The sequence below is a fragment of the Azospirillum sp. TSH58 genome, assembly GCF_003119115.1.
In the GTDB taxonomy this organism is placed as follows: Bacteria; Pseudomonadota; Alphaproteobacteria; order Azospirillales; family Azospirillaceae; genus Azospirillum.
On the sequence record NZ_CP022367.1, the window covers coordinates 679,567 to 700,892 of the forward strand.

Sequence of the window (21,326 nt, forward strand, 5' to 3'; positions counted from 1 at the left end):
TGCCGTGGCCAGCTAATGCGGCATCAGGGGCCAGAACAGCGCGATCGCCGTCGTGCCCAGCACGATGACGATCAGCGACAGCGGCAGGCCGAGGCGCGCGTAGTCGCTGAAGCGGTAGCCGCCCGGCCCCATGACCAGCGTGTTGCACTGGTGCCCGATGGGGGTGAGGAAGTCGCAGCCCGCCCCCACGGCCACCGCCATCAGGAAGGCGTCGGGCCGCAAGCCCAGATGGCTGGCGAGGCTGGCCGCGATGGGGGCCATCACCAGCACGGTGGCCGCGTTGTTCAGGAAGGGCGTCACCGCCATCGCCGCCACCAGCATCATGGCCAACGCGCCGATGGGCGGCATCCCCTGCGCGGCGACGGACAGCCAGCCGGCGATCAGCTCCGTCCCGCCGGTGGTGCGCAACGCCTCGCTGACCGGGATCAGGGCGCCCAGCAGCACCAGGATCGGCCACTCGATCGAGTCGTAGGCCTCCTTCAGCGTGATCACCCGCAGCGCCGTCATGGCGACCGCCGCGCCGAAGAAGGCCAGCGTCACCGGGACGAGGCTGGTCGCCACCAGCCCGATGGTCACCGCCATCACGGCCAGCGCGATCCGCCGCTTGCGCCGCCGCCCGATGGACAGGTTGCGCTCGGCCAGCGGCAGGCAGCCGAGTTCGTTCAGCGTGTCCGACAGCCCCGCCGCCCGCGCCTGGAGCACCACCAGATCGCCCGGCTGGAAGCGGACGCGGCGCAGCCGCTGGCGGATCGGCCGGCCGCGCCGGCTGAGCGCCAGCAGGTTGGCGCCGTAGCGCTCGCGCAGTTCCACATCCTCGACGTTGCTGCCGATCAGGGGGGAGCGCGGCTCCACCACCGCTTCGAGGACCGCCAGATCCTCGTCGCTCTCCACCCCCTCCAGCTCCTTCTCGTGCATCAGCTCCAGGCCGGCGTGCTTCACGAGGTCGCCCAGCGCCTGGGTGTCGGCCTCCAGCACCAGCACGTCGCCCGCCAGAAGCACCCAGTGGCCGGACGGGATGTGGCGGCGGTGCCGCCCGCGGATGATCGCCGCGACCGTCACGTCGCCCTCGCCGTAGGCCTCCAGGTCGGCCACCGTCTTGCCGACGAAGGGCGATTTCTCCGGCAGCAGCGCCTCCGCCGTGTAGTCGTCGATGGAGAAGCCTCCGGCGCTGCCCGACGCCGCCTGCCGACCGGTGGGCAACAGGCGGTAGCCGACCGTCAGGAAAGCCACCCCCGCCACCGCGACGGTCAGCCCGACCGGCGTGAAGTCGAACATGCCGAAGGGTTCGCCCACCATCTCGTTGCGCAGGCGGCTGACGATGATGTTGGGGGAGGTGCCGACCAGCGTCATCAGCCCGCCCAGCAGCGAGCCGAAGGCCATGGGCATCAGCAGCGACGACACCTTCGTCCCGTTGCGCCGCGCCACCTGCATGGCGATGGGCATGAAGATGGCGAGCGCCCCGATGTTCTTGACCACCGCTGACAGCAGGGTCACCGCCCCCGTCAGCACGATGATCTGCGCCGGTACGGTCTTCATGCGGGCGCTGAGGGGGCGCATCACCTCCTCGACGATGCCGGAGCGGCCGACCGCCGCGCTGACCACCAGCGCCGAGCCGACGATGATGACGATGTCGTCGGAGAAGCCGCTGAAGGCGTCCTTTGGCTTGACGATCCCGACGGCCACCGCCGCCAGCAGCGCCAACATGGCGACGAGATCGTAGCGCAGCTTGTCCCAGATCAGCAGCGCGATCACCGCGCCGATGATGCCGAAGGCGAGTCCCTGGTCGAGCGTCATGCAGCCCTTTTTTCGGGGATTGTTGGTGCGTCGTTACTGCGATTTGCCGGAGGAGGAGCCCGATGGCGCCGCGTCGCGCCCCTTGCCGGTCCCGCTGGAGCCGGTGTTGGAGTTCGACGGGGACCGGGCGTTCCGGACGAGTTCGCCGCAGTGTGGCTGCTCGTCACTGCCTGGGTCAAGAAAAGGCAGGACGCTGGCCAGCGGCGTCAGCAGGACGCCCAGGGCCACCGCCGCCGCGCCGCGGGCCGCCGATTCCGCCGCGTTCACCCCGATCTCCGGCGCCCCCAGCGTGCCGCGGACATGGACCGGAACGTGGGTGGCGAAAATCTGGGGGCTCTTGGCCCGCCCGAGCACGGTCATGTCGATCGCCTCGCTGCGCAGGTTGATCGTGCCCTCCGCCGTCACCAGCGTCTCCGGGGTGTCGAGCACCAGCGCGCGGCTTTCCGCCAGCCCGTTCTTCACCGTCACATCGGCGACGAGGCAGTTGAAGGGCAAGGGCCGGTCGCCCGACAGGACGACGCCCAGCGTCTCCAGGATGTTGGTCTTCAGCCCCTTGACCGCGTAGCTGGTGATCCGCCCGCCGTCCACCGCGACGCCCAGCTTGCCGTCCGACGCGCCCAGGATGTTGGCGACCGTGGTCCCCTGCCCCTTCAGCTGGATGCGCCCGCTCGCCGTGCCGCCCATCTCCTGCGCGAAGGCCGTCTCGCGGAACAGGCGGGCCAGCTTGATCTGCCGGACGTCCAGGTTGATGTCCAGCGCCGGGGTCTTGCGCCCGCCGTCCAGCACCGCCGTCCCGGCGATCCGACCGCCGCCGACGCCCAGCGACAGCGGGTCCAGCACCAGCCGCCCGTTCTCCAGCTTCGCCCGCGCGTCGAGAGCGTCCAGCGTGGAGAAGGGCGCCTCCACATGCTCGCCGCGGAACTTCACGTCCATGTCGGCGGTGCGCAGCTTTTCCAGCGGGACCTCGGTGGCCGGGATGATCCGCTCGCGCCCCTTGGTCGGGTAGTCGCCGCGGCCTTCCGGGGAGGCGCCGATGAAGCCCGCCAGATCGATCGCCGCCAGCTTGCGCGACGTGAGGTCGCCGGTGATCCGCGGGCGCTCGCCGCCCAGATCGACCGCCACCTGACCGGACAGGTCGCTTTCCCCGACCTTGCCGTTCAGCCCCTCGAACCGCCAGACGTCGCCCTCGCGGCCGAGATGGCCGGAGATGGCGTAGGGCCGCGTCGTCGGCACGGGAATGCCCAGGATCGGGAAGACGTCGGCCAGATCGTCGCCGCGCAGTTCCACCGACAGGTCCACGCCCTGGAGCAGCACCGGCTCGGCGATCGAACCCTCGATCTTGCCGCGGGTCTTGCCGATGGCGGTCTCGACCCGCAGCGGGTAGGGCTTGGGATCGTCGCGCAGATACTCCAGCGAGCCGCCGGCCGCCGTCAGGGTGAAGGGCTTGCCGGCGAAGTCGCCCTTGCCATCCAGCCGGACCTCCTGGTCGCCGTTGCCGCCGACCGCCGTGTTGATGCCGCTGTCGATGTCGATCTTGCGGATCGGATCGCGGAAGCGCAGGCGCCCCTCCTCGACCACGAGCGTCTCGATGATCGGCAGGTCGGTGCGATCCTCCGGCTTGATCGTCTCCTTCGCCGCCTCCTTGCGCGGGTCCGGCCCGCCGAAATTCCAATTGGCGGCACCCTCCCGGTTCTTCTCCAGAAGCAGCTTGGGGCCGGTGAGGCGGATCTCCGGAAACTCGAAGTCGCCGCGCAGCAGCGGCCAGAGTCGGAGCTGGAGGTCCAGCACCCGCAGTTCCGCCATCGTCCGGTCGTCGCTCCACTCCGCGTTGGCGACGCGCAGACCTTCGACGCGGATGCGCAGCGGGTCCCCCAACCGGACGTTGAGATCGCCGTCGATGGCGACCTCGCGGTTCAGCGCCTTGGACGCCTGCCGGGCGATGAAGCCACGGGCGTCGTTCCAGTCGAAGACGGCCAGAGCGATGCCGATGCCCGCCGCCACGGTTACCACCAGCCCCAACAGGCCGTAGCCGATCCATTTCACCACGGCCATCCGCCACGCCCCTCTGCCTGCCCGCACCGCACCCTCTGGCTGAATAACGGGCAAATGACCGGCGGTGTGACGCCCTACCTCCAAAGGGCAGAGTTATGGACGATCTTGTGCGGATTTAACGGAAAATTGAGCGAATCATGCTACGGGTGGTACCGCCCGGCTTTCCACTTCCCTCCCGACCCGAGAACCATGCGTTCACTTACGAATTTTGCTCCCTCCACCTTCGAGGAGCGCGGCGCCGCCGTGGCCTTCACCACCCCGGTGCTGGCGCAGACGCGGGTGCGCAAGGACGACAGGGACAAGCTGGAGGTTCTGATCCCCAACCTGTCGGAGGGGCACGGAGTCTATGTGGTGCCGTGGAAGGGGCTGCCGCTCGCCTTCCCGATGACCGTCCACGACCGCATGTTGCAGGACCTGATCCGCAAGGCGGACGGCTGCTCGCCGGACGACATCCGCAAGGCGGTGCTCCAGGCGGCGCGCTGCGGCCTTGCCGGGCCGCTGGCCGTGGAGGCGGCGGATGCCGCACTCCGCGACGAGGACGAGCAGCGCCTGCTCATCAACTACCAGCTCATCGTCGAGGTTCTGAAGGCGGTCGGGCTGGAATCGACGGACATCCTGCGCGCCGGCCTCGGCTCCGAGAAGGGCGAGCAGCTGACCCGCAGCTACATGACCAAGGCGGCGCAGAGCCTCGCCCTGGAGCCGACCGAGCTGTACGCGCGGGTGGCCGAGCTGGCGACCTTCATGGAGCCGGTGGGCATCGCCACGTCGCCGAAGCCGGCGCGGCTGCGCCGTCTGGCGCGCGACCTGCTGCAGTTCCGCGACACCATGACCGACTGGGCGAACGGCAGCGTGTCGGAAGCCGCCCCCATCGGCACCTTCTGCGCGGAGGTGGCGGAACACACGCTCAATCAGGTCCGCAACGTGGTGAACCAGCTCGACCAGTCGGTCGCCGCTTTTGAAACGCTGCTGCGCCAGTGGGACACCAAGCGCACGCTGGTGCGGAGGGCGACCACCCGTCTGTCCTGGCTGCTCGACGGCTGGGACTTCATCATCACGAGCTGGGCGGAGGCGCAGACCCGGAGCAAGCACGAGCAGGACATGACCGTGCACGAACTGTTCCGCGTGCTGCCCCTGCTGCCCAAGGACGAGGAAAAGTCCGACCACGCGCTGCAGGCCGACCGGCTGCTGGCCTCGAACCGCCGCACGGTGCGCGCCTATGTGGACTGGCGCAGCGGCCAGCTCGACATGGACCTCGTGATGCGGATCGAGGCGATCAAGGCGAAGGCGGCCTGACCATGACCACGGACCCCAAAGCCCTCCTCAGCCTCGGCACCAAGCTTCTCGACATCGACGAGGCCCGCTTCCGGCAGGTGGTCGACCTGCTGCAGCAGATCGGCGACCATCCCGAGGTCCAGCACACCTTCTCGCTGATCCGGCCCCGTCTGGCGGAGGTGCGGCCCAAGCGGCGCCCGACCTTCAAGCGGCTGTTCTGCGAGCCGTTCGAGGATCTGTTCCAGCTTCCCGGCGGCGACCAGCCCGCGCCTTTGAACAAGCTGGACCGCGGGGTGGTCAACGCCCTGTGGCCGCTGGTCGAGGGCCAGATCGGCAAGGAGCGGCTGCGCGGCGTCGATGCGGCTCTGGGCGGGCCCGGGAACGCCACGGGCGGCGCCCAGCAGGCGGAGAAGGCCCGCGCCTTCTGGTCCATGGCCGCCGCCGCCGTGGCCGACATCCGGGAGCAGACGGAAACGGGACGCTTCGCCGACGATCTGGGGTTGCGGCTGAACCCCGACCGCGTCCGCACCATCGAGGACATCGCCCGCATCCTGACCATCGCCCAGCCGGTGGCCGAGTTGAAGGCCATCCTGTCGCCCAAGCCGATCCAGAAGCTGCACAAGGACCATCTGGACGGCATCCAGGCCATCGGGCGGCAGGTCGCCCGCTCGCGGCCGGAGGCGCTGAAGCTGTTCATCCTGCTGGCCGCGGCCCGCCTGTCCGACCCGTCGATCCTGCTGGGCAGCCTGTGGGACATGGATCTGGGCCAGAAGTCCAGCGACCGCGCCGCCCTGTTCCTGGATCTCGGCGGCACGGTGGTGGCGCAGATCGAGGAGCGGTCGCGCGGCGCCGGCTCGGCCTCCGGCGGCACAGTGGACCGCATGGCCGCCGCCACCCTCGCGGTCGATCTGGTGGCCAGCCTGGAGGCCACGCGCAACGCCATGGAGCACAGCCGCAACAAGGACTTCGACCAGCGGCTGAAGACCATCCGCAACTCGGTGCACGAGCTGGTGCGCACCCAGGTGCTCGACGGGGCGGACACCGAGATCCTCTCCGCGGTGGAGACGCTGGTTCCCGGCACCGACACGGCCCGGATGGCGCAGGCCGAGAATCAGGCCCGCGCCCTGCGCAAATGCTCGACCATCGCCGACACGCTGGGCCTGCGCGGCGAGCTGAAGAGCGTGACCCAGCAGGCCACCGCCTCGCTGACCGGCACGGCGCGGCAGTCGCTGGCCAACGGCGTCGGCGACGCGCGGACCGGCTACACCGCCATCCGCATGATCGAGCTGATTGCCGGACCGGCGGAGGCCAACCAGGTCATGGACGACATCCTGAGGGGTGGACGCCGCTGAGAGGCGCCCAGGAGTCGGCGGGGAGATCGCATGACGCGTCGCGGAGGGTACGTCGGCTGGGCGCTGCCGGAGGCGGAGCGCGCCCGCCTGCTGGCGCTGTTCCCGGCGCGCTACGCCCGCACCGTCGCCCACCACGTCACACTGGCCCACGGCGTCGGGCCGGGCCACCCGCTGCCGACGGAGCGTGAGGGAACCATCACGGGGCTGGCCGACGATGGATTGGGCGTGCAGGCGCTGGTCGTCGCCATCGCCGGGACGACCGACCGGCCGGGCGGCGGGACCTACCACGTCACATGGTCGCTGGGGCCGGGCCGCCGGGCCGTGGAGTCGAACGCGGTGATCGCGCGCCTCGGCTGGAGTCCGGTGGAACCGGCTGCCGTCCGGCTGGAGCCGCGCTTCTTCCCGTTTTAGGCGCCCTTCCTAGGCGCCGGGACCGCCGCTGGCGTTGGCCTCCGCGGCCGCGCCGCGGTTCAGCGCCTGCTCGCGGTGGAAGACGAACAGGCCGCTGCCGATGATGAGCAGCGCGCCCACGATGATACGCAGGGTCGGCGCCGTGCCCCAGACCAACAGGTCCAGAACCACCGCCCAGATGATCGACACATACTGGAACGGCACCACAACCGCCGCCGGGCTGAGCTGGAGGGAGCGGTTCATCGCCGCGTGCCCGGCCAGCGCCGTGACGCCCAGGGCGCCGAGCAGCAGGAAGTCCAGCCCCGGCGGCGGCACCCAGACCAGCGGCAGCGCCGCCCCGCCGAGCAGGCCGGTGCCGAAGGTCTGGAAGCTGACCAGCGACAGGTTGCTCGAATCGCGCAGCAGCCGGGTGGAGATCAGGCCGGTGGAGAAGACCAGCGTGCCGAACAGGGCGACCAGCGACGGCACCGCGTCGAACTGGCCCGTCGGGTTCAGCACGATCACCACCCCCGCGAAACCGACCACCACCGCGGCCCAGCGGCGCCAGCCGACCTTCTCGCCCAGCAGCGGCACCGACAGGGCGGTGACGATCAGCGGGGCGGCCATGTAGATGGTCATGACGTTGGCGAGCGGCAGCGACCGCACCGCCCAGTAGAAGCAGGCGACCTCGCCCGCCACGCAGCCGACGCGCAGAAGATGCAACGGCAGCCGCTTCACCGCGAAGACCGACCGCACCCCCTCGCGCAGGATCAGCGGGGCCAGCAGCATCGCGCCGAACAGGCTGCGGATGGCCAGCAGCATCGCCACCGGATAGTCGGCGACCAGCCATTTGCCGAGCGCGTCGTTGACGGTGAACAGCGACATGCCCAGCAGCATCAGCAGGATGCCCAGGCGGGTGTCGGTGGCGGCGGAGGACGGGGTGGTGACGGGGGTCATCTCGGTTCACGCAAAAAATCCCTCCCCCCACAAGCGGCGGGGGAAGGGATGGGACAGGGGCGGCAAAATGACGGGTGCGGGCGGTTCAGACCACGCCCTTCTCCCGCAGGGCCGCGATGTCCGCGGCGCATAGGCCCAGCGCCTCCCCCAGCACGGCGTCGGTGTGCTGGCCGAGCGTCGGCGGGGCCACCGTGTGCTCGATGGGGGTCGCGGAGTAGCGGATCGGGCTCGCCACCGTCGGCACCGTCCCGGCGGTCGGATGCGGCAGGTCCTGGTGGATGTGGCGGGCCTGGACGTGGGGGTCGGCGAAGACCTGCGACACGTCGTTGATCGGCCCGCAGGGCACGCCCACCGCCTCCAGCGCCGACAGCCAGTCGCGGCTGGTCCGCTGCTCCAGCAGCAGCTCCAGGATCGGCACCAGCTCCTTGCGGTTGGCGACGCGGGCCGGGTTGGTGGCGTAGCGCGGGTCCTGCGCCAGCTCCGGACGGCCGGCGACCTGACAGAATTTGGCGAACTGCCCGTCGTTGCCGACCGCCAGGATGATGTGGCCGTCCAGCGTGGCGAAGGCCTGATAGGGCACGATGTTCGGGTGCGCGTTGCCCAGCCGCTGCGGCGCCTTGCCGCCGACCAGATAATTCATCGCCTGGTTCGCCAGCACCGCCACCTGCACGTCGAGCAGGGCGAGGTTCACCCACTGCCCCTCCCCCGTCCGGTCGCGGTGGGCCAGCGCGCCCAGCACGCCGACGGTGGCGTAGAGGCCGGTGAAGACGTCGGTCACCGCGACGCCGACCTTGATCGGTCCGCCGCCCGCCTCGGCGTCCGGCTGGCCGGTGATGCTCATCAGCCCGCCCATGCCCTGGATCATGAAGTCATAGCCGGCGCGCTTGGCGTAGGGACCGTCCTGCCCGAATCCGGTGATCGAACAGTAGACGAGGCCGGGGTTGACCGCCTGCAGGCTGTCATAGTCCAGCCCGTACTTGACCAGCCCGCCGACCTTGAAGTTCTCGATGACGACGTCGGCCTGGGCGGCCAGCTTGCGCACCAGCTCCTGGCCTTCCGGGCGCTCGAAGTCGATGGTGATCGACCGCTTGCCGCGGTTGGTCGAGAGGAAATAGGCCGACTCCTCCCCGGCCCAGGGGGGACCCCAGGCGCGGGTGTCGTCCCCGGCGCCGGGCCGTTCGACCTTGATGACGTCGGCGCCGAGATCGGCCAGCGTCTGCGCCGCCCACGGCCCGGCGAGCACGCGGGAGAGTTCCAGGACACGGACATGGGAAAGCGGGCCGGGCATGGTGGGGGTCCTTCACGAAATCTGAAATCCCCTCTCCCCTCTGGGGAGAGGGTCAGGGTGAGGGGGCGCCCGCCAGGGCGTCCACGCAGCCTCATTGCAGCGCGTGTCCGGCCTTCGGCCGCCCCCTCATCCAACCTTCTCCCCGCTCTCGGCGGCCAAAGGCCGCCTGTCGCCGACAGCGCCCGCGAGCGGGCGCGAAAGGGAGGGGAGAAGGCTCTTTACTCACCTCACGCGAAGGCCTGGATGCCAGTGATGGCGCGGCCCAGGATCAGGGCGTGGATGTCGTGCGTGCCCTCATAGGTGTTCACCGCCTCCAGGTTCATCACGTGGCGGATGACGTGGAACTCGTCGGCGATGCCGTTGCCGCCGTGCATGTCACGGGCGACGCGGGCGATCTCCAGGGCCTTGCCGCAGTTGTTGCGCTTGATGAGCGAGATCATCTCCGGCGCCGCCTTGCCGGCGTCGAGCAGGCGGCCGACCTGCAGCGCGGCCTGCAGGCCGAGCGCGATCTCCGTCTGCATGTTGGCGAGCTTGAGCTGCGGGATCTGGTTCGCGGCCAGCGGACGGCCGAACTGCTTGCGGTCGATCTGGTACTGGCGGGCGGCGTGGAAGCAGAACTCCGCGGCACCCATGGCGCCCCAGGCGATGCCGTAGCGGGCGCGGTTCAGGCAGCCGAACGGGCCGACGATGCCCTCGATGTTCGGCAGGCGGTTCTCCTCCGGAACGAAGACCTCGTCCATGACGATCTCGCCGGTGGCCGAGGCGCGCAGCGAGAACTTGCCCTCGATCTTCGGCGCCGACAGGCCCTTCATGCCCTTTTCCAGCACGAAGCCGTTGATCTTGCCCTCGTCGTTCTTCGCCCAGACGACGAAGACGTCGGCGACCGGCGAGTTGGTGATCCACATCTTCGCGCCGCTGACGATGTAGCCGTCCGCCACCTTCTGCGCGCGGGTCTTCATGCCGGCGGGGTCGGAACCGGCGTCCGGCTCGGTCAGGCCGAAGCAGCCGATCCACTCGCCGGTGGCGAGCTTGGGCAGGTACTTCTCGCGCTGGGCCTCGCTGCCGTAGGCGTAGATCGGGTGCATGACCAGCGAGGACTGCACCGACATGGCGGAGCGGTAGCCGCTGTCCACCCGCTCGACCTCGCGGGCGACCAGACCGTAGGAGACGTAGTTGACCCCGGCGCAGCCGTAGCCGTCGATGGTGGAGCCGAGGAAGCCCAGCTCGCCCATCTCGTTCATGATCTCGCGGTGGAAGATCTCGTGCCGGTTGGCCTCGGTCACGCGCGGCAGCAGCTTGTCCTGGCAATAGCTGCGCGCGGCGTCGCGGATCATCCGCTCGTCCTCGGTCAGCTGCTCGTCGAGAAGCAGCGGGTCTTCCCAGGCGAAGGAAGCGAGCTTGGCGGAGGCGGCTCCGGTCTTGGCGGCCATAATCGTTGTCTCCCTAGGTCCGATGCGCCCCAACATGGCGCGGTCGCTTTCATGGTTCAAATACATTTGTCAGGCGACTTTAATATGATCCTCATATAAGACACTGCCATGGATCTGCGCCATCTCCGCCATTTCGTCGCCGTCGCCGAGGAGCTGCATTTCAGCCGCGCCGCCGCCCGGCTGGGCATCGGGCAGCCGCCGCTCAGCCAGTCGATCCAGGCGCTGGAGGCCGAACTCGGCGCCCGCCTGTTCGAGCGCACCAAGCGCCGGGTCGAACTGACCGAGCCGGGCCAGCTCCTTCTCGGCGAGGCGCGGGAGATCCTGGCGCGGGCGGAGCGCGCCGCCGTGCTGACCCGCCGCGCCGCCAAGGGCGAGGTCGGCGAGCTGCGCGTCGGCTTCACCGCGGCGGCCCCCTTCCTGCCGATGGTGCCGCGGATCATCGACGCCTACCGCCGCGCCCACCCGGACGTGCATCTGACCCTGGTCGAGCTGCCGTCCAAGCAGCAGTTGACGGCGCTGGCCGACCGCCGGCTCGACGTCGGCTTCATCCGGGAGCCGCGCTTCGTCCCCGAGCCCGAGTCCTTCCGCTTCCACGACGTGGTGCGCGAGCCGCTGCTGGCGGTGATGCGCGCCGACCACCCGCTGGCCGGGCGGGAGGTCGTGCCGCTGGCCGCCCTGCGCGACGAGCCCTTCGTCTTCTACCCCGCCGATTTCGGCACCAGCACGCACGAGCAGGTCTTCGCCCTGTGCGCCGCCGCCGGATTCCGACCCAACGTGACCCAGGACGCGCGCGAGGCCTTCACCATCATCGGGCTGATCGCCGCCGGGCTGGGCGTGTCGATTCTGCCCGGCCAGCTGCGGCAGGTGGCGCTGGAGGGGGTGGTGTACCGGCCGCTCGACACGCCGGACGCCGTCACCACCCTGCAACTGGCCCAACGGAGCAACGAAAGTTCGCCCCTGGTGAAAAAATTCACCGGTCTCGTGGAGCGGATCGTTCCGTTTGTTCCACCCATCCCCGGCGCGTGAGCGGCGACTCGGGAAAAATCGCCGGTCCGGACCCCAAACCTCCCAAAGTCTGGGTTTTCAAGCGGTCAAGGAAGGAGCAAACTCACGTTCAAACCGCGTGCACGGCCTTCGCAGATGCACAAATTTTCGTCAGACCGTTGAATTGATCGCGATGCGAGCAACGGGCTTGTCGAATTTATTAAACGGGTATACCGTCTGGCCCATTGCATAGGTCCTGTGTCGGGAACGCAACCCTGGCCCCGGACCGTGCTCGGGACACCTCGGACGGGGGGAGGATGATGGACGGCGGCATGGTCACGACCGCACAGGCACTGGTGCGCTTCGTCGGGGTCCAGAAGACCTATGACGGCGAGCACCTCGTGGTGAAGAACCTCGACCTCGACATCAAGAAGGGCGAGTTCGTCACCCTGCTCGGCCCATCGGGCTCGGGCAAGACGACCACGCTGATGATGCTGGCCGGCTTCGAGGTCCCCACCCACGGCGAGATCTATCTCGCCGACCGGCCGATCAAGAACATGCCGCCGCACAAGCGCGACATCGGCATGGTCTTCCAGAACTACGCGCTGTTCCCGCACCTGACGATCGAGGAGAACGTCGCCTTCCCGCTGACCGTGCGCAAGATGTCGCGGTCCGAGGTGAAGGAGCGGGTGCGGTCGGCGCTGCGCATGATCAAGCTGGAGAATCTGGCGCACCGCCATCCCGGCCAGCTGTCGGGCGGCCAGCAGCAGCGCGTGGCGCTCGCCCGCGCGCTGGTCTTCAACCCGCAGCTCGTCCTGATGGACGAACCGCTGGGCGCGCTGGACAAGCGGCTGCGCGAGCACATGCAGCTGGAGATCAAGCAGCTGCACGAAACGATGGGCATCACCGTCGTCTACGTCACCCACGACCAGAGCGAGGCGCTGACCATGTCGGACCGCATCGCTGTGTTCAACGACGGCATCGTGCAGCAGATCGACAAGCCGGACGCGCTGTACGAACGCCCGGTCAACAGCTTCGTCGCCAACTTCATCGGCGAGAACAACGTGCTGAGCGGAACCGTCGAGAATATCGAACAGGGCTTCTGCCGGGTGGCGCTGGCGTCGGGCGGTTCGGTCGTGGCCCAGGCGGTCAACGTCGCCGGCGCCGGGGCGGCCACCGCGCTGTCGGTGCGGCCGGAGCGCATCAGCATCCTGACCGACGGGCAGGCCCCGGACGGCATGAACGCCCTGCCCGCCCAGGTGCAGGACACCATCTATCTCGGCGACCACGCGCTGGCCGTGCTGAAGGTCGCCGGCAACGGGGAATTCATGGTCAAGCTGCCGCCGGGCGCCCATGCGGGACTCAGCCACGGCCAGAGCGTGTCCATCGGCTTCCGCCCCGAGGACTGCCGGGCGCTCGATCCCGTGTGATCGGCAGCAACCCGTCCGTCCGGTCTCTCCGGGAGGGGGGACCAGGGGCGCGCACCACCTCCTGACGCAACCACACATAATGAAGGAACGGGGACGATGTCGAAGCTTAAGGTGGCAGTTGGGTTCCTTGCGACGTTCACCGCCGGTGTGGCGCTGGCCACCGCCGCGCAGGCCCGCGACCTGACGGTCGTGTCCTGGGGCGGCGCCTATCAGGAAGCCCAGAAGAAGGTCTATTTCGAGCCGTTCAAGAAGGCCGGCACCCCGATGAACGACGAGTCCTGGGACGGCGGCATCGGCGTGCTGCGCGCCAAGGTCCAGGGCGGCGCGGCGACCTGGGACGTCGTCCAGGTGGAGAGCGAGGAGCTGGCCGTCGGCTGTGAAGAGGGCCTGTTCGAGACGATGGAGTTCAGCAGGATCGGCGGCGAGCAGGCCTACCTGCCGCAGACCGTCGATGCCTGCGGCGTCGGCGCGATCGTGTACGACTTCGTGCTCGGCTACGACAAGGACAAGCTGAAGGACGCGCCGAAGAGCTGGGCGGACTTCTTCGACACCACCAAGTTCCCGGGCAAGCGCGGCCTGCGCCAGGGCGCCAAGACCACCCTTGAGATCGCCCTGATGGCCGACGGCGTCGCCCCGAAGGACGTCTACAAGGTCCTGGGCACCGAAGAGGGCCTGGAGCGCGCCTTCAAGAAGCTGGACACCATCAAGAACGACATCGTCTGGTGGAAGGCCGGCGCCCAGCCGCCGCAGCTGCTGGCCTCGGGCGAGGTGGCGATGACCTCGGTCTACAACGGCCGCATCGACGCCGCCAACAAGGCCGAGAAGAAGAACTTCGGCATGGTGTGGAACGGCGCGCTCTACACCATCGACAGCTGGGTGATCCTGAAGGGCAGCCCGAACAAGGAAGCCGCCTACAAGTTCCTCGACTTCGTCGGCAAGGCGGAGAACCAGGCCAAGCTGTCCGAGAACATCGCCTACGGCACCTCCAACAAGGACGCCCCGTCCAAGCTGGCCCCGGCCGTGCTGAAGGACCTGCCGACCGCTCCGGACAACATGAAGAACGCGGTCGAGATCAGCGTTCCCTTCTGGCTGGAGAACATCGACCGCCTGACCGAGCGCTTCAACAAGTGGGCGGCGAAGTAAGCCGCTCCCGTCTTTGAGTGGTTGCGACGGGCCCCCACCCCGGCCCTCCCCCGCTTCGCAGGGGAGGGAGATCGATCCCCTCCCCTGCGTCAGCGGGGGAGGGTTAGGGTGGGGGCCCACCTCGACCACCCCGCACACATCTCTACCGCATTCTTCGAAATAGGCCGCCCATGACAGCCGCGTTCGTCGCCGGCGCCGATGCGTCGTCCGAGGTGCCTCTCAAGCGCCGCCTGAAACGGGCGGAGCGGGCGCGCCGGCTCAAGGCCCTGGCGCTGATCCTGCCGCTCCTCCTCTTCCTGCTCTTCACCTTCCTCGGTCCCATCGCCGGCATGCTCTGGCGGTCGGTCGACGACTGGGAGGTGCGTCAGGTCCTGCCCCACACCGTCGCGGCCCTGGCCGACTGGGACGGCAAGGACGTTCCGGGCGAGCCGGCCTTCGCCGCGCTGGCGGGCGACATCCGCACGGCGCGCGACGCCGGCACCGTCGCCATCGCGTCCAAGCGGCTGAACTACGCGCTGAACGGCTTCCGCACCATCATGGCGGGCACCGCGCGCAACCTGAAGACCCTGCCGGAACCCGGCACCGCCAAGGACACGCTGATCGGCATCAACCCGGCCTGGGGCGAACGCGCCACCTGGGCGGCGATCAAGGGCGCCAGCGGGCCGCTGACCAGCTTCTACCTGCTGGGCGCGCTGGACCTGACGCGCAACGTGGATGGCGCCATCGTCGCCGCCCCCGAGGAGCAGGCGATCTACCGCGACGTCTTCGGGCGCACCTTCACCATCAGCTTCGGCGTCACGGCGCTGTGCCTGATCCTGGGCTTCCCGGTCGCCTACATGCTGGCGACTCTGCCCACGGGCCAGTCGAACCTGCTGATGATCTTCGTGCTGCTGCCCTTCTGGACCTCGCTGCTGGTGCGCACCTGCGCCTGGATCGTCGTGCTGCAGAGCGAGGGCATCGTCAACGACAGCCTGCGCTGGATCGGCCTGATCGACGAGCCGCTGCGGCTGATCTACAACCGGTTCGGCGTCTATGTGGCGATGACGCACGTGCTGCTGCCCTTCATGATCCTGCCGCTGTACAGCAGCATGCGGTCGATCTCCCCGGCCTACATGCGGGCCGCGGCGTCGCTGGGCGCCTCGCCGGTCACCGCCTTCCTGCGCATCTACCTGCCGCAGACCGTGCCCGGCATCGGGGCGGGCAGCCTGCTCGTCTTCATCCTGGCCATCGGCTACTACATCACGCCGGCCCTGGTGGGCGGCGCCGCCGACCAGATGATCAGCTACTTCATCGCCTTCTACACGACGGAAACCGTCAACTGGGGTCTGGCCTCGGCGCTGGGCGCGGTGCTTCTGCTCGCGACGCTGCTGCTGGCCGTCGTCTATGGAAAGCTGGTCCACGGCCAGCAGGTCACGGGGGGGATGAAGAATTGAGCGACAATCACGCCCCCCGCACCGCCAGCCAGCGCGTCGCCTGGATCACCACGGTGGTCGTCGCCTCGCTGGTGCTGGTCTTCCTGATGGCGCCGATCCTGGCGATCATGCCGCTGTCCTTCAGCTCCGGCTCCTACCTGACCTACCCGCTGCCGGGCCTGTCGCTGCGCTGGTACGAGGACTTCCTGAACTCCCCGCGCTGGGTATCGTCGCTGAAGAACAGCGTCATCATCGGGGTGGCCTCGACCATCCTGTCGATGGTTCTGGGCACGCTCGCCTCGCTCGGCCTCGCCCAGTGGAAGAGCAAGTTCAAGCCGCTGGTGCTGGCCATCGTGCTGTCGCCGGTCGTCGTGCCGGGCGTCATCACCGCGGTCGGCCTGTACTTCTTCTTCGCGCCGCTCGGCCTGACCGGCAGCTACGCGGGGCTGATCCTGGCGCACACGGCGCTGTCCACGCCCTTCGTGGTCATCACGGTCAGCGCGACGCTGCAGAGCTTCGACATGAATCTGGCGCGGGCCGCGGCCTCGCTCGGCGCCTCGCCGATCTACGCCTTCCGACGGGTGATCCTGCCGCTGATCCTGCCGGGTCTGGCGTCGGGCGCCCTGTTCGCCTTCGCCACCAGCTTCGACGAGGTGGTGGTGGTGCTGTTCATGGCGGGACCGGAGCAGCGCACCCTGCCCCGCGAGATGTTCAGCGGCATCCGCGAGAACATCAGCCCGACCATCACGGCGGCGGCGGTGATCCTGACGACCATCTCGGTCATCCTGCTCGCCACGCTGGAGGCGCTGCGCCGCCGCAACGAGCGGCTGAAGGGCAACCTGCGCTGACATGAAAAAGCCGGGCGGCCCCGATGGGCGGCCCGGCTTTTCCTCAAATCCGGTGGAGTGATGTCACAGGTACGGCGGGGTGCAGGCGCTGATGATTTCGCATTCCTCGTCGCCGAGGTTGCGGAAGCGGTGCGGGATGCGGCTGTCGAACAGATAGGCGTCGCCGGGGCCAAGGATTTCCTTGCGGTCGCCGACCGTCAGCTCGATCCGGCCCTTGATGACGATGCCGCCCTCCTCCGATTCATGCTGGAGCATGGTGCGGCCGCCGGTGTCGGCGCCTGGGGCGTACTTCTCGTGCAGGACCTGGAGGTTGCGGCCGCGCAGGTCGCCGACCTGCCGGAAGGAGATGGAACCGACCCGGCTCTTCACCAGCCCGGTCAGCTCGACCAGATCGCCGCCCTTGAAGAAGATCTGCTCGCGCGGCGGCAGGTCGTCGGAGGAGAAGAACTCCGCCAGGGTCATCGGAATGCCCTGGAGCACCTTGCGCAGCGAGGAGACGGAGGGGCTGCACCGGTTCTGCTCGATCAGCGAAATGGTGCCGTTGGTCACGCCCGCCCGTTGCGCCAACTGGCGCTGGGACAGGGCGTGCGCTTCCCGAACCTGCTTCAGGCGCGCGCCCACGTTGAAATCGACAGCGTCCACATCCATGGATCGGTTCCTCGCTCCTGACCGGAAGGCATACCGGATTCGCGTGTGTGCGTCATCAAAAACTCAACACCCGATTAGGGTTGTTTAATTTATTAAACATGGGTACGCTCCCTTCACTTCGCAAATCGAGGCTGATCCCCATGCTGTCGCTGAACGACCAGAGCCTTCTTCGGACACAAGCCTATGTGAACGGCGCGTGGCGCGACGCCTTCTCCGGCAAGACCTTCGCGGTGACCAACCCGGCGACGGGCGAGGAGCTGGCCCGGGTCGCCGACGTCGGCGCGGAAGAGACGCGGCAGGCCATCAACGCCGCCGACGCCGCTCTGCCGGCGTGGCGCGCCAAGACCGCGAAGGAGCGCGCGGCCATCCTGCGCCGCTGGTTCGAGCTGATCATGGCGGCGCAGGAGGATCTGGCCGTCCTGATGACGCTGGAGCAGGGCAAGCCGCTGGCCGAGGCCCGCGGCGAGGTCGCCTACGGCGCCAGCTTCATCGAGTGGTTCGCCGAGGAGGGCAAGCGGGTCTACGGCGACGTGATCCCCAGCTTCGCCGGCAACAAGCGCATCGTCGTCCTGAAGGAGCCGATCGGCGTCGTCGCGGCGATCACCCCGTGGAACTTCCCCAACGCGATGATCACCCGCAAGGTCGGCCCGGCGCTGGCCGCCGGCTGCACCATCGTCGTCAAGCCGGCGGAGGACACCCCGCTGTCCGCCCTGGCGCTGGCCGAGCTGGCCGAGCGCGCGGGCGTCCCGGCGGGGGTGTTTAACATCGTCACCGGGTCCGACCCCGTCGCCATCGGCGGCGAGCTGACCTCCAGCCCGATCGTGCGCAAGCTGTCCTTCACCGGCTCGACCGAGGTCGGCAAGATCCTGATGCGCCAGTCGGCCGACACGGTGAAGAAGGTGTCGCTGGAGCTGGGCGGCAACGCGCCCTTCATCGTGTTCGACGACGCCGACCTGGACGAGGCGGTCAAGGGCGCGCTCGCGTCCAAGTACCGCAACTCCGGCCAGACCTGCGTCTGCGCGAACCGCCTGCTGGTCCAGGCCGGCGTCTACGACGCCTTCGCCGCCAAGCTGGCCGAGGCGGTGAAGCAGATCCGCGTCGGCAACGGCATGGAGGCCGGGGTCACCCAGGGCCCGATGATCAACGGCCAGGCCGTCGAGAAGGTCGAGGAGCTGATGGGCGACGCGCTGGCCAAGGGCGCCAAGGTCGCGCTCGGCGGCAAGCGCCACGGCCTGGGCGGCACCTTCTTCGAGCCGACGATCCTGACCGGCGTCACCACCGAGATGCGCGTGGCCCGCGAGGAGATCTTCGGCCCGGTGGCCCCGCTGTTCAAGTTCGAGACGGAGGCCGACGCCATCCGCATGGCGAACGACACCGAGTTCGGTCTGGCGGCCTATTTCTACAGCCGCGACATCGGCCGGGTGTGGCGCGTGGCCGAACAGCTGGAATACGGCATGGTCGGCATCAACGAAGGCATCCTGTCGACCGAGGTCGCGCCGTTCGGCGGCATCAAGCAGTCGGGCATCGGGCGGGAAGGCTCCAAGTACGGTGTGGAGGACTTCCTGGAGATCAAGTACCTGTGCGTCGGCCTGGGCGCCTGACGCCATCCTTTCCAATCGGGGGTTTGAGATGAGCAACCAGTCCTTCCAGGATCGTCGCAACGCCGCCGTTCCGCGCGGCCTCGCCAACGCCATGCCGGTCTATGTCGACCGCGCCGAGAACGCCGAGCTGTGGGACGTCGAGGGCAACCGCTTCATCGACTTCGCCGGCGGCATCGCGGTGCTGAACACCGGCCACCGCCATCCGAAGATCATCGAGGCGGTGAAGGCCCAGCTCGACCGCTTCACCCACACCTGCGCGATGGTCACGCCCTACGAGTCCTTCGTGACCCTGGCGGAGCGGCTGAACGCGCTGGTTCCGGGCTCCACGCCGAAGAAGACCGCCTTCTTCACCACCGGTGCCGAAGCCGTCGAGAACGCCGTGAAGATCGCCCGCGCCCACACGGGCCGTCCGGGCGTGATCGCCTTCTCCGGCGCCTTCCACGGCCGCACGCTGCTGGCGATGGCGCTGACCGGCAAGGTCGTGCCCTACAAGGTCGGCTTCGGCCCCTTCCCGGCCGAGGTCTACCACGCGCCCTTCCCCAACGCCTACCGCGGGGTCAGCGTCCAGGACAGCCTGAAGGCGCTGGAGCAGCTGTTCAAGTCGGACGTGGACGCCACCCGCGTCGCCGCGATCATCGTGGAGCCGGTGCAGGGTGAGGGCGGCTTCAACATCGCCCCGCCGGAGTTCCTGCAGGCCCTGCGCAAGGTCTGCGACGACAACGGCATCCTTTTGATCATCGACGAGATCCAGACCGGCTTCGCCCGCACCGGCAAGATGTTCGCCATCGAGCATTCCGGCGTCGAGCCCGACCTGATGACCATGGCGAAGAGCCTGGCCGGCGGCTTCCCGCTGTCGGCGGTCACCGGCAAGGCGGAGATCATGGACGCCCCGATCCCCGGCGGCATCGGCGGCACCTACGCCGGCAGCCCGCTGGCGACCACCGCGGCGCTGGCCGTGCTGGACGTCATCGAGGAGGAGAAGCTGATCCAGCGCTCCAACGACCTGGGCGAGCGCATCGCCGGCCGCTTCCGCACCATGGCCCAGCGCAACACGCTGTCGGTGATCGGCGACGTGCGCAACCTGGGCGGCATGATCGCCATGGAGCTGGTGAAGGACCGCGGCACCAAGGAGCCGGCGCCGGAGCTGACCAAGGCGCTGGTCGCCAAGGCGGCGGAGAAGGGCCTCGTCCTGCTGTCCTGCGGCACCTACGGCAACGTGATCCGCATCCTGGTTCCGCTGACCGCGTCGGACGCGCTGGTGGACGAGGGCCTGGACATCATCGAGCGCTCCCTGGAGGAGCTGGTTTCGGCCTGATCCGTCAGTCCCGGTTTTTCAGCGAAGTCCCCTGACTGCACACCCTCCTTCCCTTGCGGGAAGGAGGGTTTCTTTTTGTGCGCCCGCCCGCCCGCGCTTTAGGATGAGGGCGCGGGGCAGAGGGGCGTGCGCATGGCCGGCGGGATCGACATCGTCATCATCAAGAAGAGCGGGCTGGGCGACGCCGGGGCCAGCGTCTTTTCAGAGGTCGCGGAAACCCTGTGTTTCGCGCTGCGCCGCCTGGGCGTCGAGGCGGAGATCGTCTGGAACCGCGTCGGCCGCCGACGGCGCGCCATCGTGCTCGGCGGGCACGACCTGTCGCCGCAGGAGGGCGACCGGCTGCCCAGCGGCACCATCCTCTACAATCTGGAGCAGATCGCCACGCTCCACCCGCGCAACGCCCATTACCTGGACCTGCTGCGCCGCTGCCGGGTGTGGGACTACAGCCCGCGCAACATCGCCGATCTGGCCGGCCAGGGCATCCGGGCGCGCCACGTCCCCATCGGGCATGTCGACGCGATGACCCGCATCCCGAACAGCCCAGCCCCCGGCATCGACGTGCTGTTCTACGGCGCCGTGAACCCCCGCCGCCGCGCCATCCTCGACGCGCTGGGCGAGCGCGGCCTGACCGTGGTCAGCCTCCAGCATTATTACGGTGCGCTCCGCGACGGCTTCATCGCCGACGCCAAGCTGGTGCTGAACCTGCATTACTACGAGGCGGGCATTTTCGAGATCGTCCGCGTCTCGCACCTGCTGTCCAACCGCAAGGCGGTGCTGGCCGAGCGCCACCCCGACAGCGCGATCGACCCCGACCTGCTGGACGCCATGGCCTTCGCCCCCTACGACGGGCTGGTCGAGGCCGCCTGCGCGCTGGTCGCCGACGGTGCGCGGCGGGAGGCGCTGGCCGAGGCCGGTTACCGGCGCATGAGGAACCGGGACGCGGTGGCGCTGATGCGCGGCGCCGCCGCGGACCTCGGTCTTTCACTCAGCGAGGCCGGCGCGCTCACCGGCTCCTGAAGCAACCGCTCACAGCTCGACGACCGGCGTGAAGCCGCCGAAGATCATCCGCTTGCCGTCGAAGGGCATCGGGTTGTTCTCCGGGCTGAACCGCTCGTCGGTCTTCATCAGCTCCTCGATCCGCCCCATCCCGGCGTCCCGCGTCGCCTTGTCCGGCCATTCGATCCAGGAGAAGGCGACCGTCTCGTCGTCCGTCGCCTGCACAGCCCGGCGGAAATCGGTGAGCTTGCCGTTAGGCACGTCGTCGCCCCAGCATTCGAGGATGCGCGTCGCGCCAAGCTCCTTGAACAGAACGTCGACCTTGTTCGCGTGGTCGATGAAAGCCTGCTTGTTGGCCGTCGGAACCGCGATGACGAATCCGTCGATGTAAGCCATGTCCTTCCTCCCCTTGTT

18 protein-coding genes are annotated in these 21,326 nt (G+C 68.9%); 11 read left to right on the plus strand and 7 right to left on the minus strand.

From position 1 onward, the window contains the following. Positions 1 to 12: 12 nt before the first annotated feature. Together TSH58p_RS24710 and TSH58p_RS24715 are read right to left on the minus strand one after the other, a co-directional pair. Positions 13 to 1,794 carry an SLC13 family permease gene (locus TSH58p_RS24710; RefSeq protein WP_109072366.1) on the minus strand — a complete coding sequence of 594 codons (1,782 nt, stop codon included), beginning with the start codon at positions 1,792 to 1,794 and terminating at the stop codon, positions 13 to 15. Between the two features lie 33 nt (positions 1,795 to 1,827). Then, the gene (locus TSH58p_RS24715) at positions 1,828 to 3,846 is read right to left on the minus strand and encodes an AsmA family protein (RefSeq protein WP_109072367.1); all 2,019 of its coding nucleotides are present in this window, start codon (positions 3,844 to 3,846) and stop codon (positions 1,828 to 1,830) included. A 189-nt stretch (positions 3,847 to 4,035) separates the two neighbouring features. On the opposite strand from TSH58p_RS24715, the gene TSH58p_RS24720 reads away from it, so the two are divergent. The 3 genes from TSH58p_RS24720 to TSH58p_RS24730 are packed head-to-tail and all read left to right on the plus strand — an operon-like array spanning position 4,036 to position 6,881. Then, the gene (locus TSH58p_RS24720) at positions 4,036 to 5,139 is read left to right on the plus strand and encodes a hypothetical protein (RefSeq protein ID WP_109072368.1); all 1,104 of its coding nucleotides are present in this window, start codon (positions 4,036 to 4,038) and stop codon (positions 5,137 to 5,139) included. 2 nt (positions 5,140 to 5,141) lie between these two features. Then, positions 5,142 to 6,470, plus strand: a complete 1,329-nt coding sequence (locus tag TSH58p_RS24725; protein ID WP_109072369.1) for a hypothetical protein — start codon at positions 5,142 to 5,144, stop codon at positions 6,468 to 6,470. 30 nt (positions 6,471 to 6,500) lie between these two features. Further along, a complete protein-coding gene (locus tag TSH58p_RS24730) occupies positions 6,501 to 6,881 on the plus strand; it encodes a hypothetical protein (protein ID WP_109072370.1) in 381 nt (126 codons plus the stop codon). Between the two features lie 9 nt (positions 6,882 to 6,890). Here TSH58p_RS24730 and TSH58p_RS24735 read toward each other — a convergent pair whose 3' ends face one another. The 3 genes from TSH58p_RS24735 to TSH58p_RS24745 form a co-directional block, all read right to left on the minus strand. Further along, positions 6,891 to 7,817: a DMT family transporter gene (locus TSH58p_RS24735; RefSeq protein ID WP_109072371.1), complete on the minus strand. Its 927-nt coding sequence runs from the start codon at positions 7,815 to 7,817 to the stop codon at positions 6,891 to 6,893. An 85-nt stretch (positions 7,818 to 7,902) separates the two neighbouring features. Further along, on the minus strand, positions 7,903 to 9,105 hold the full coding sequence (locus TSH58p_RS24740; RefSeq protein ID WP_109072372.1) for a CaiB/BaiF CoA-transferase family protein: 1,203 nt from the start codon (positions 9,103 to 9,105) through the stop codon (positions 7,903 to 7,905). A gap of 227 nt (positions 9,106 to 9,332) precedes the next feature. Then, the gene (locus tag TSH58p_RS24745) at positions 9,333 to 10,535 is read right to left on the minus strand and encodes an acyl-CoA dehydrogenase (RefSeq protein WP_109072373.1); all 1,203 of its coding nucleotides are present in this window, start codon (positions 10,533 to 10,535) and stop codon (positions 9,333 to 9,335) included. A gap of 108 nt (positions 10,536 to 10,643) precedes the next feature. Here TSH58p_RS24745 and TSH58p_RS24750 point away from each other — a divergent pair, with 108 nt between their 5' ends. The 5 genes from TSH58p_RS24750 to TSH58p_RS24770 all read left to right on the plus strand — a co-directional run bounded on the left by TSH58p_RS24750 (position 10,644) and on the right by TSH58p_RS24770 (position 16,352). Continuing rightward, on the plus strand, positions 10,644 to 11,561 hold the full coding sequence (locus TSH58p_RS24750) for a LysR substrate-binding domain-containing protein (RefSeq protein WP_094306919.1): 918 nt from the start codon (positions 10,644 to 10,646) through the stop codon (positions 11,559 to 11,561). Positions 11,562 to 11,839: 278 nt separating this feature from the next. Continuing rightward, the gene (locus TSH58p_RS24755) at positions 11,840 to 12,949 is read left to right on the plus strand and encodes an ABC transporter ATP-binding protein (protein ID WP_109072382.1); all 1,110 of its coding nucleotides are present in this window, start codon (positions 11,840 to 11,842) and stop codon (positions 12,947 to 12,949) included. A 96-nt stretch (positions 12,950 to 13,045) separates the two neighbouring features. After that, on the plus strand, positions 13,046 to 14,092 hold the full coding sequence (locus tag TSH58p_RS24760) for an ABC transporter substrate-binding protein (RefSeq protein WP_109072374.1): 1,047 nt from the start codon (positions 13,046 to 13,048) through the stop codon (positions 14,090 to 14,092). Positions 14,093 to 14,262: 170 nt separating this feature from the next. Beyond that, positions 14,263 to 15,525 (plus strand): ABC transporter permease, encoded by a 1,263-nt coding sequence (locus TSH58p_RS24765; protein WP_109072375.1) that lies wholly within the window; start codon positions 14,263 to 14,265, stop codon positions 15,523 to 15,525. Beyond that, positions 15,522 to 16,352 (plus strand): ABC transporter permease, encoded by an 831-nt coding sequence (locus TSH58p_RS24770; protein WP_014198219.1) that lies wholly within the window; start codon positions 15,522 to 15,524, stop codon positions 16,350 to 16,352. The genes TSH58p_RS24765 and TSH58p_RS24770 overlap by 4 nt, the downstream gene beginning before the upstream one ends. 63 nt (positions 16,353 to 16,415) lie before the next feature. On the opposite strand, the gene TSH58p_RS24775 is transcribed toward TSH58p_RS24770, so the two are convergent. Continuing rightward, entirely contained in the window at positions 16,416 to 17,000 is a 585-nt protein-coding gene (locus TSH58p_RS24775) for a cupin domain-containing protein (RefSeq protein ID WP_014198218.1), read from the minus strand. Positions 17,001 to 17,140: 140 nt separating this feature from the next. On the opposite strand from TSH58p_RS24775, the gene gabD reads away from it, so the two are divergent. The 3 genes from gabD to TSH58p_RS24790 all read left to right on the plus strand — a co-directional run bounded on the left by gabD (position 17,141) and on the right by TSH58p_RS24790 (position 20,933). Next, entirely contained in the window at positions 17,141 to 18,601 is a 1,461-nt protein-coding gene (gabD, locus tag TSH58p_RS24780; protein ID WP_199230234.1) for an NADP-dependent succinate-semialdehyde dehydrogenase, read from the plus strand. 28 nt (positions 18,602 to 18,629) lie between these two features. After that, positions 18,630 to 19,916: a 4-aminobutyrate--2-oxoglutarate transaminase gene (gene gabT / locus TSH58p_RS24785; RefSeq protein ID WP_109072376.1), complete on the plus strand. Its 1,287-nt coding sequence runs from the start codon at positions 18,630 to 18,632 to the stop codon at positions 19,914 to 19,916. A gap of 132 nt (positions 19,917 to 20,048) precedes the next feature. Continuing rightward, the gene (locus tag TSH58p_RS24790; protein ID WP_109072377.1) at positions 20,049 to 20,933 is read left to right on the plus strand and encodes a hypothetical protein; all 885 of its coding nucleotides are present in this window, start codon (positions 20,049 to 20,051) and stop codon (positions 20,931 to 20,933) included. A gap of 9 nt (positions 20,934 to 20,942) precedes the next feature. On the opposite strand, the gene TSH58p_RS24795 is transcribed toward TSH58p_RS24790, so the two are convergent. Then, the gene (locus TSH58p_RS24795; protein ID WP_109072378.1) at positions 20,943 to 21,308 is read right to left on the minus strand and encodes a DUF1428 domain-containing protein; all 366 of its coding nucleotides are present in this window, start codon (positions 21,306 to 21,308) and stop codon (positions 20,943 to 20,945) included. Positions 21,309 to 21,326 lie beyond the last annotated feature (18 nt).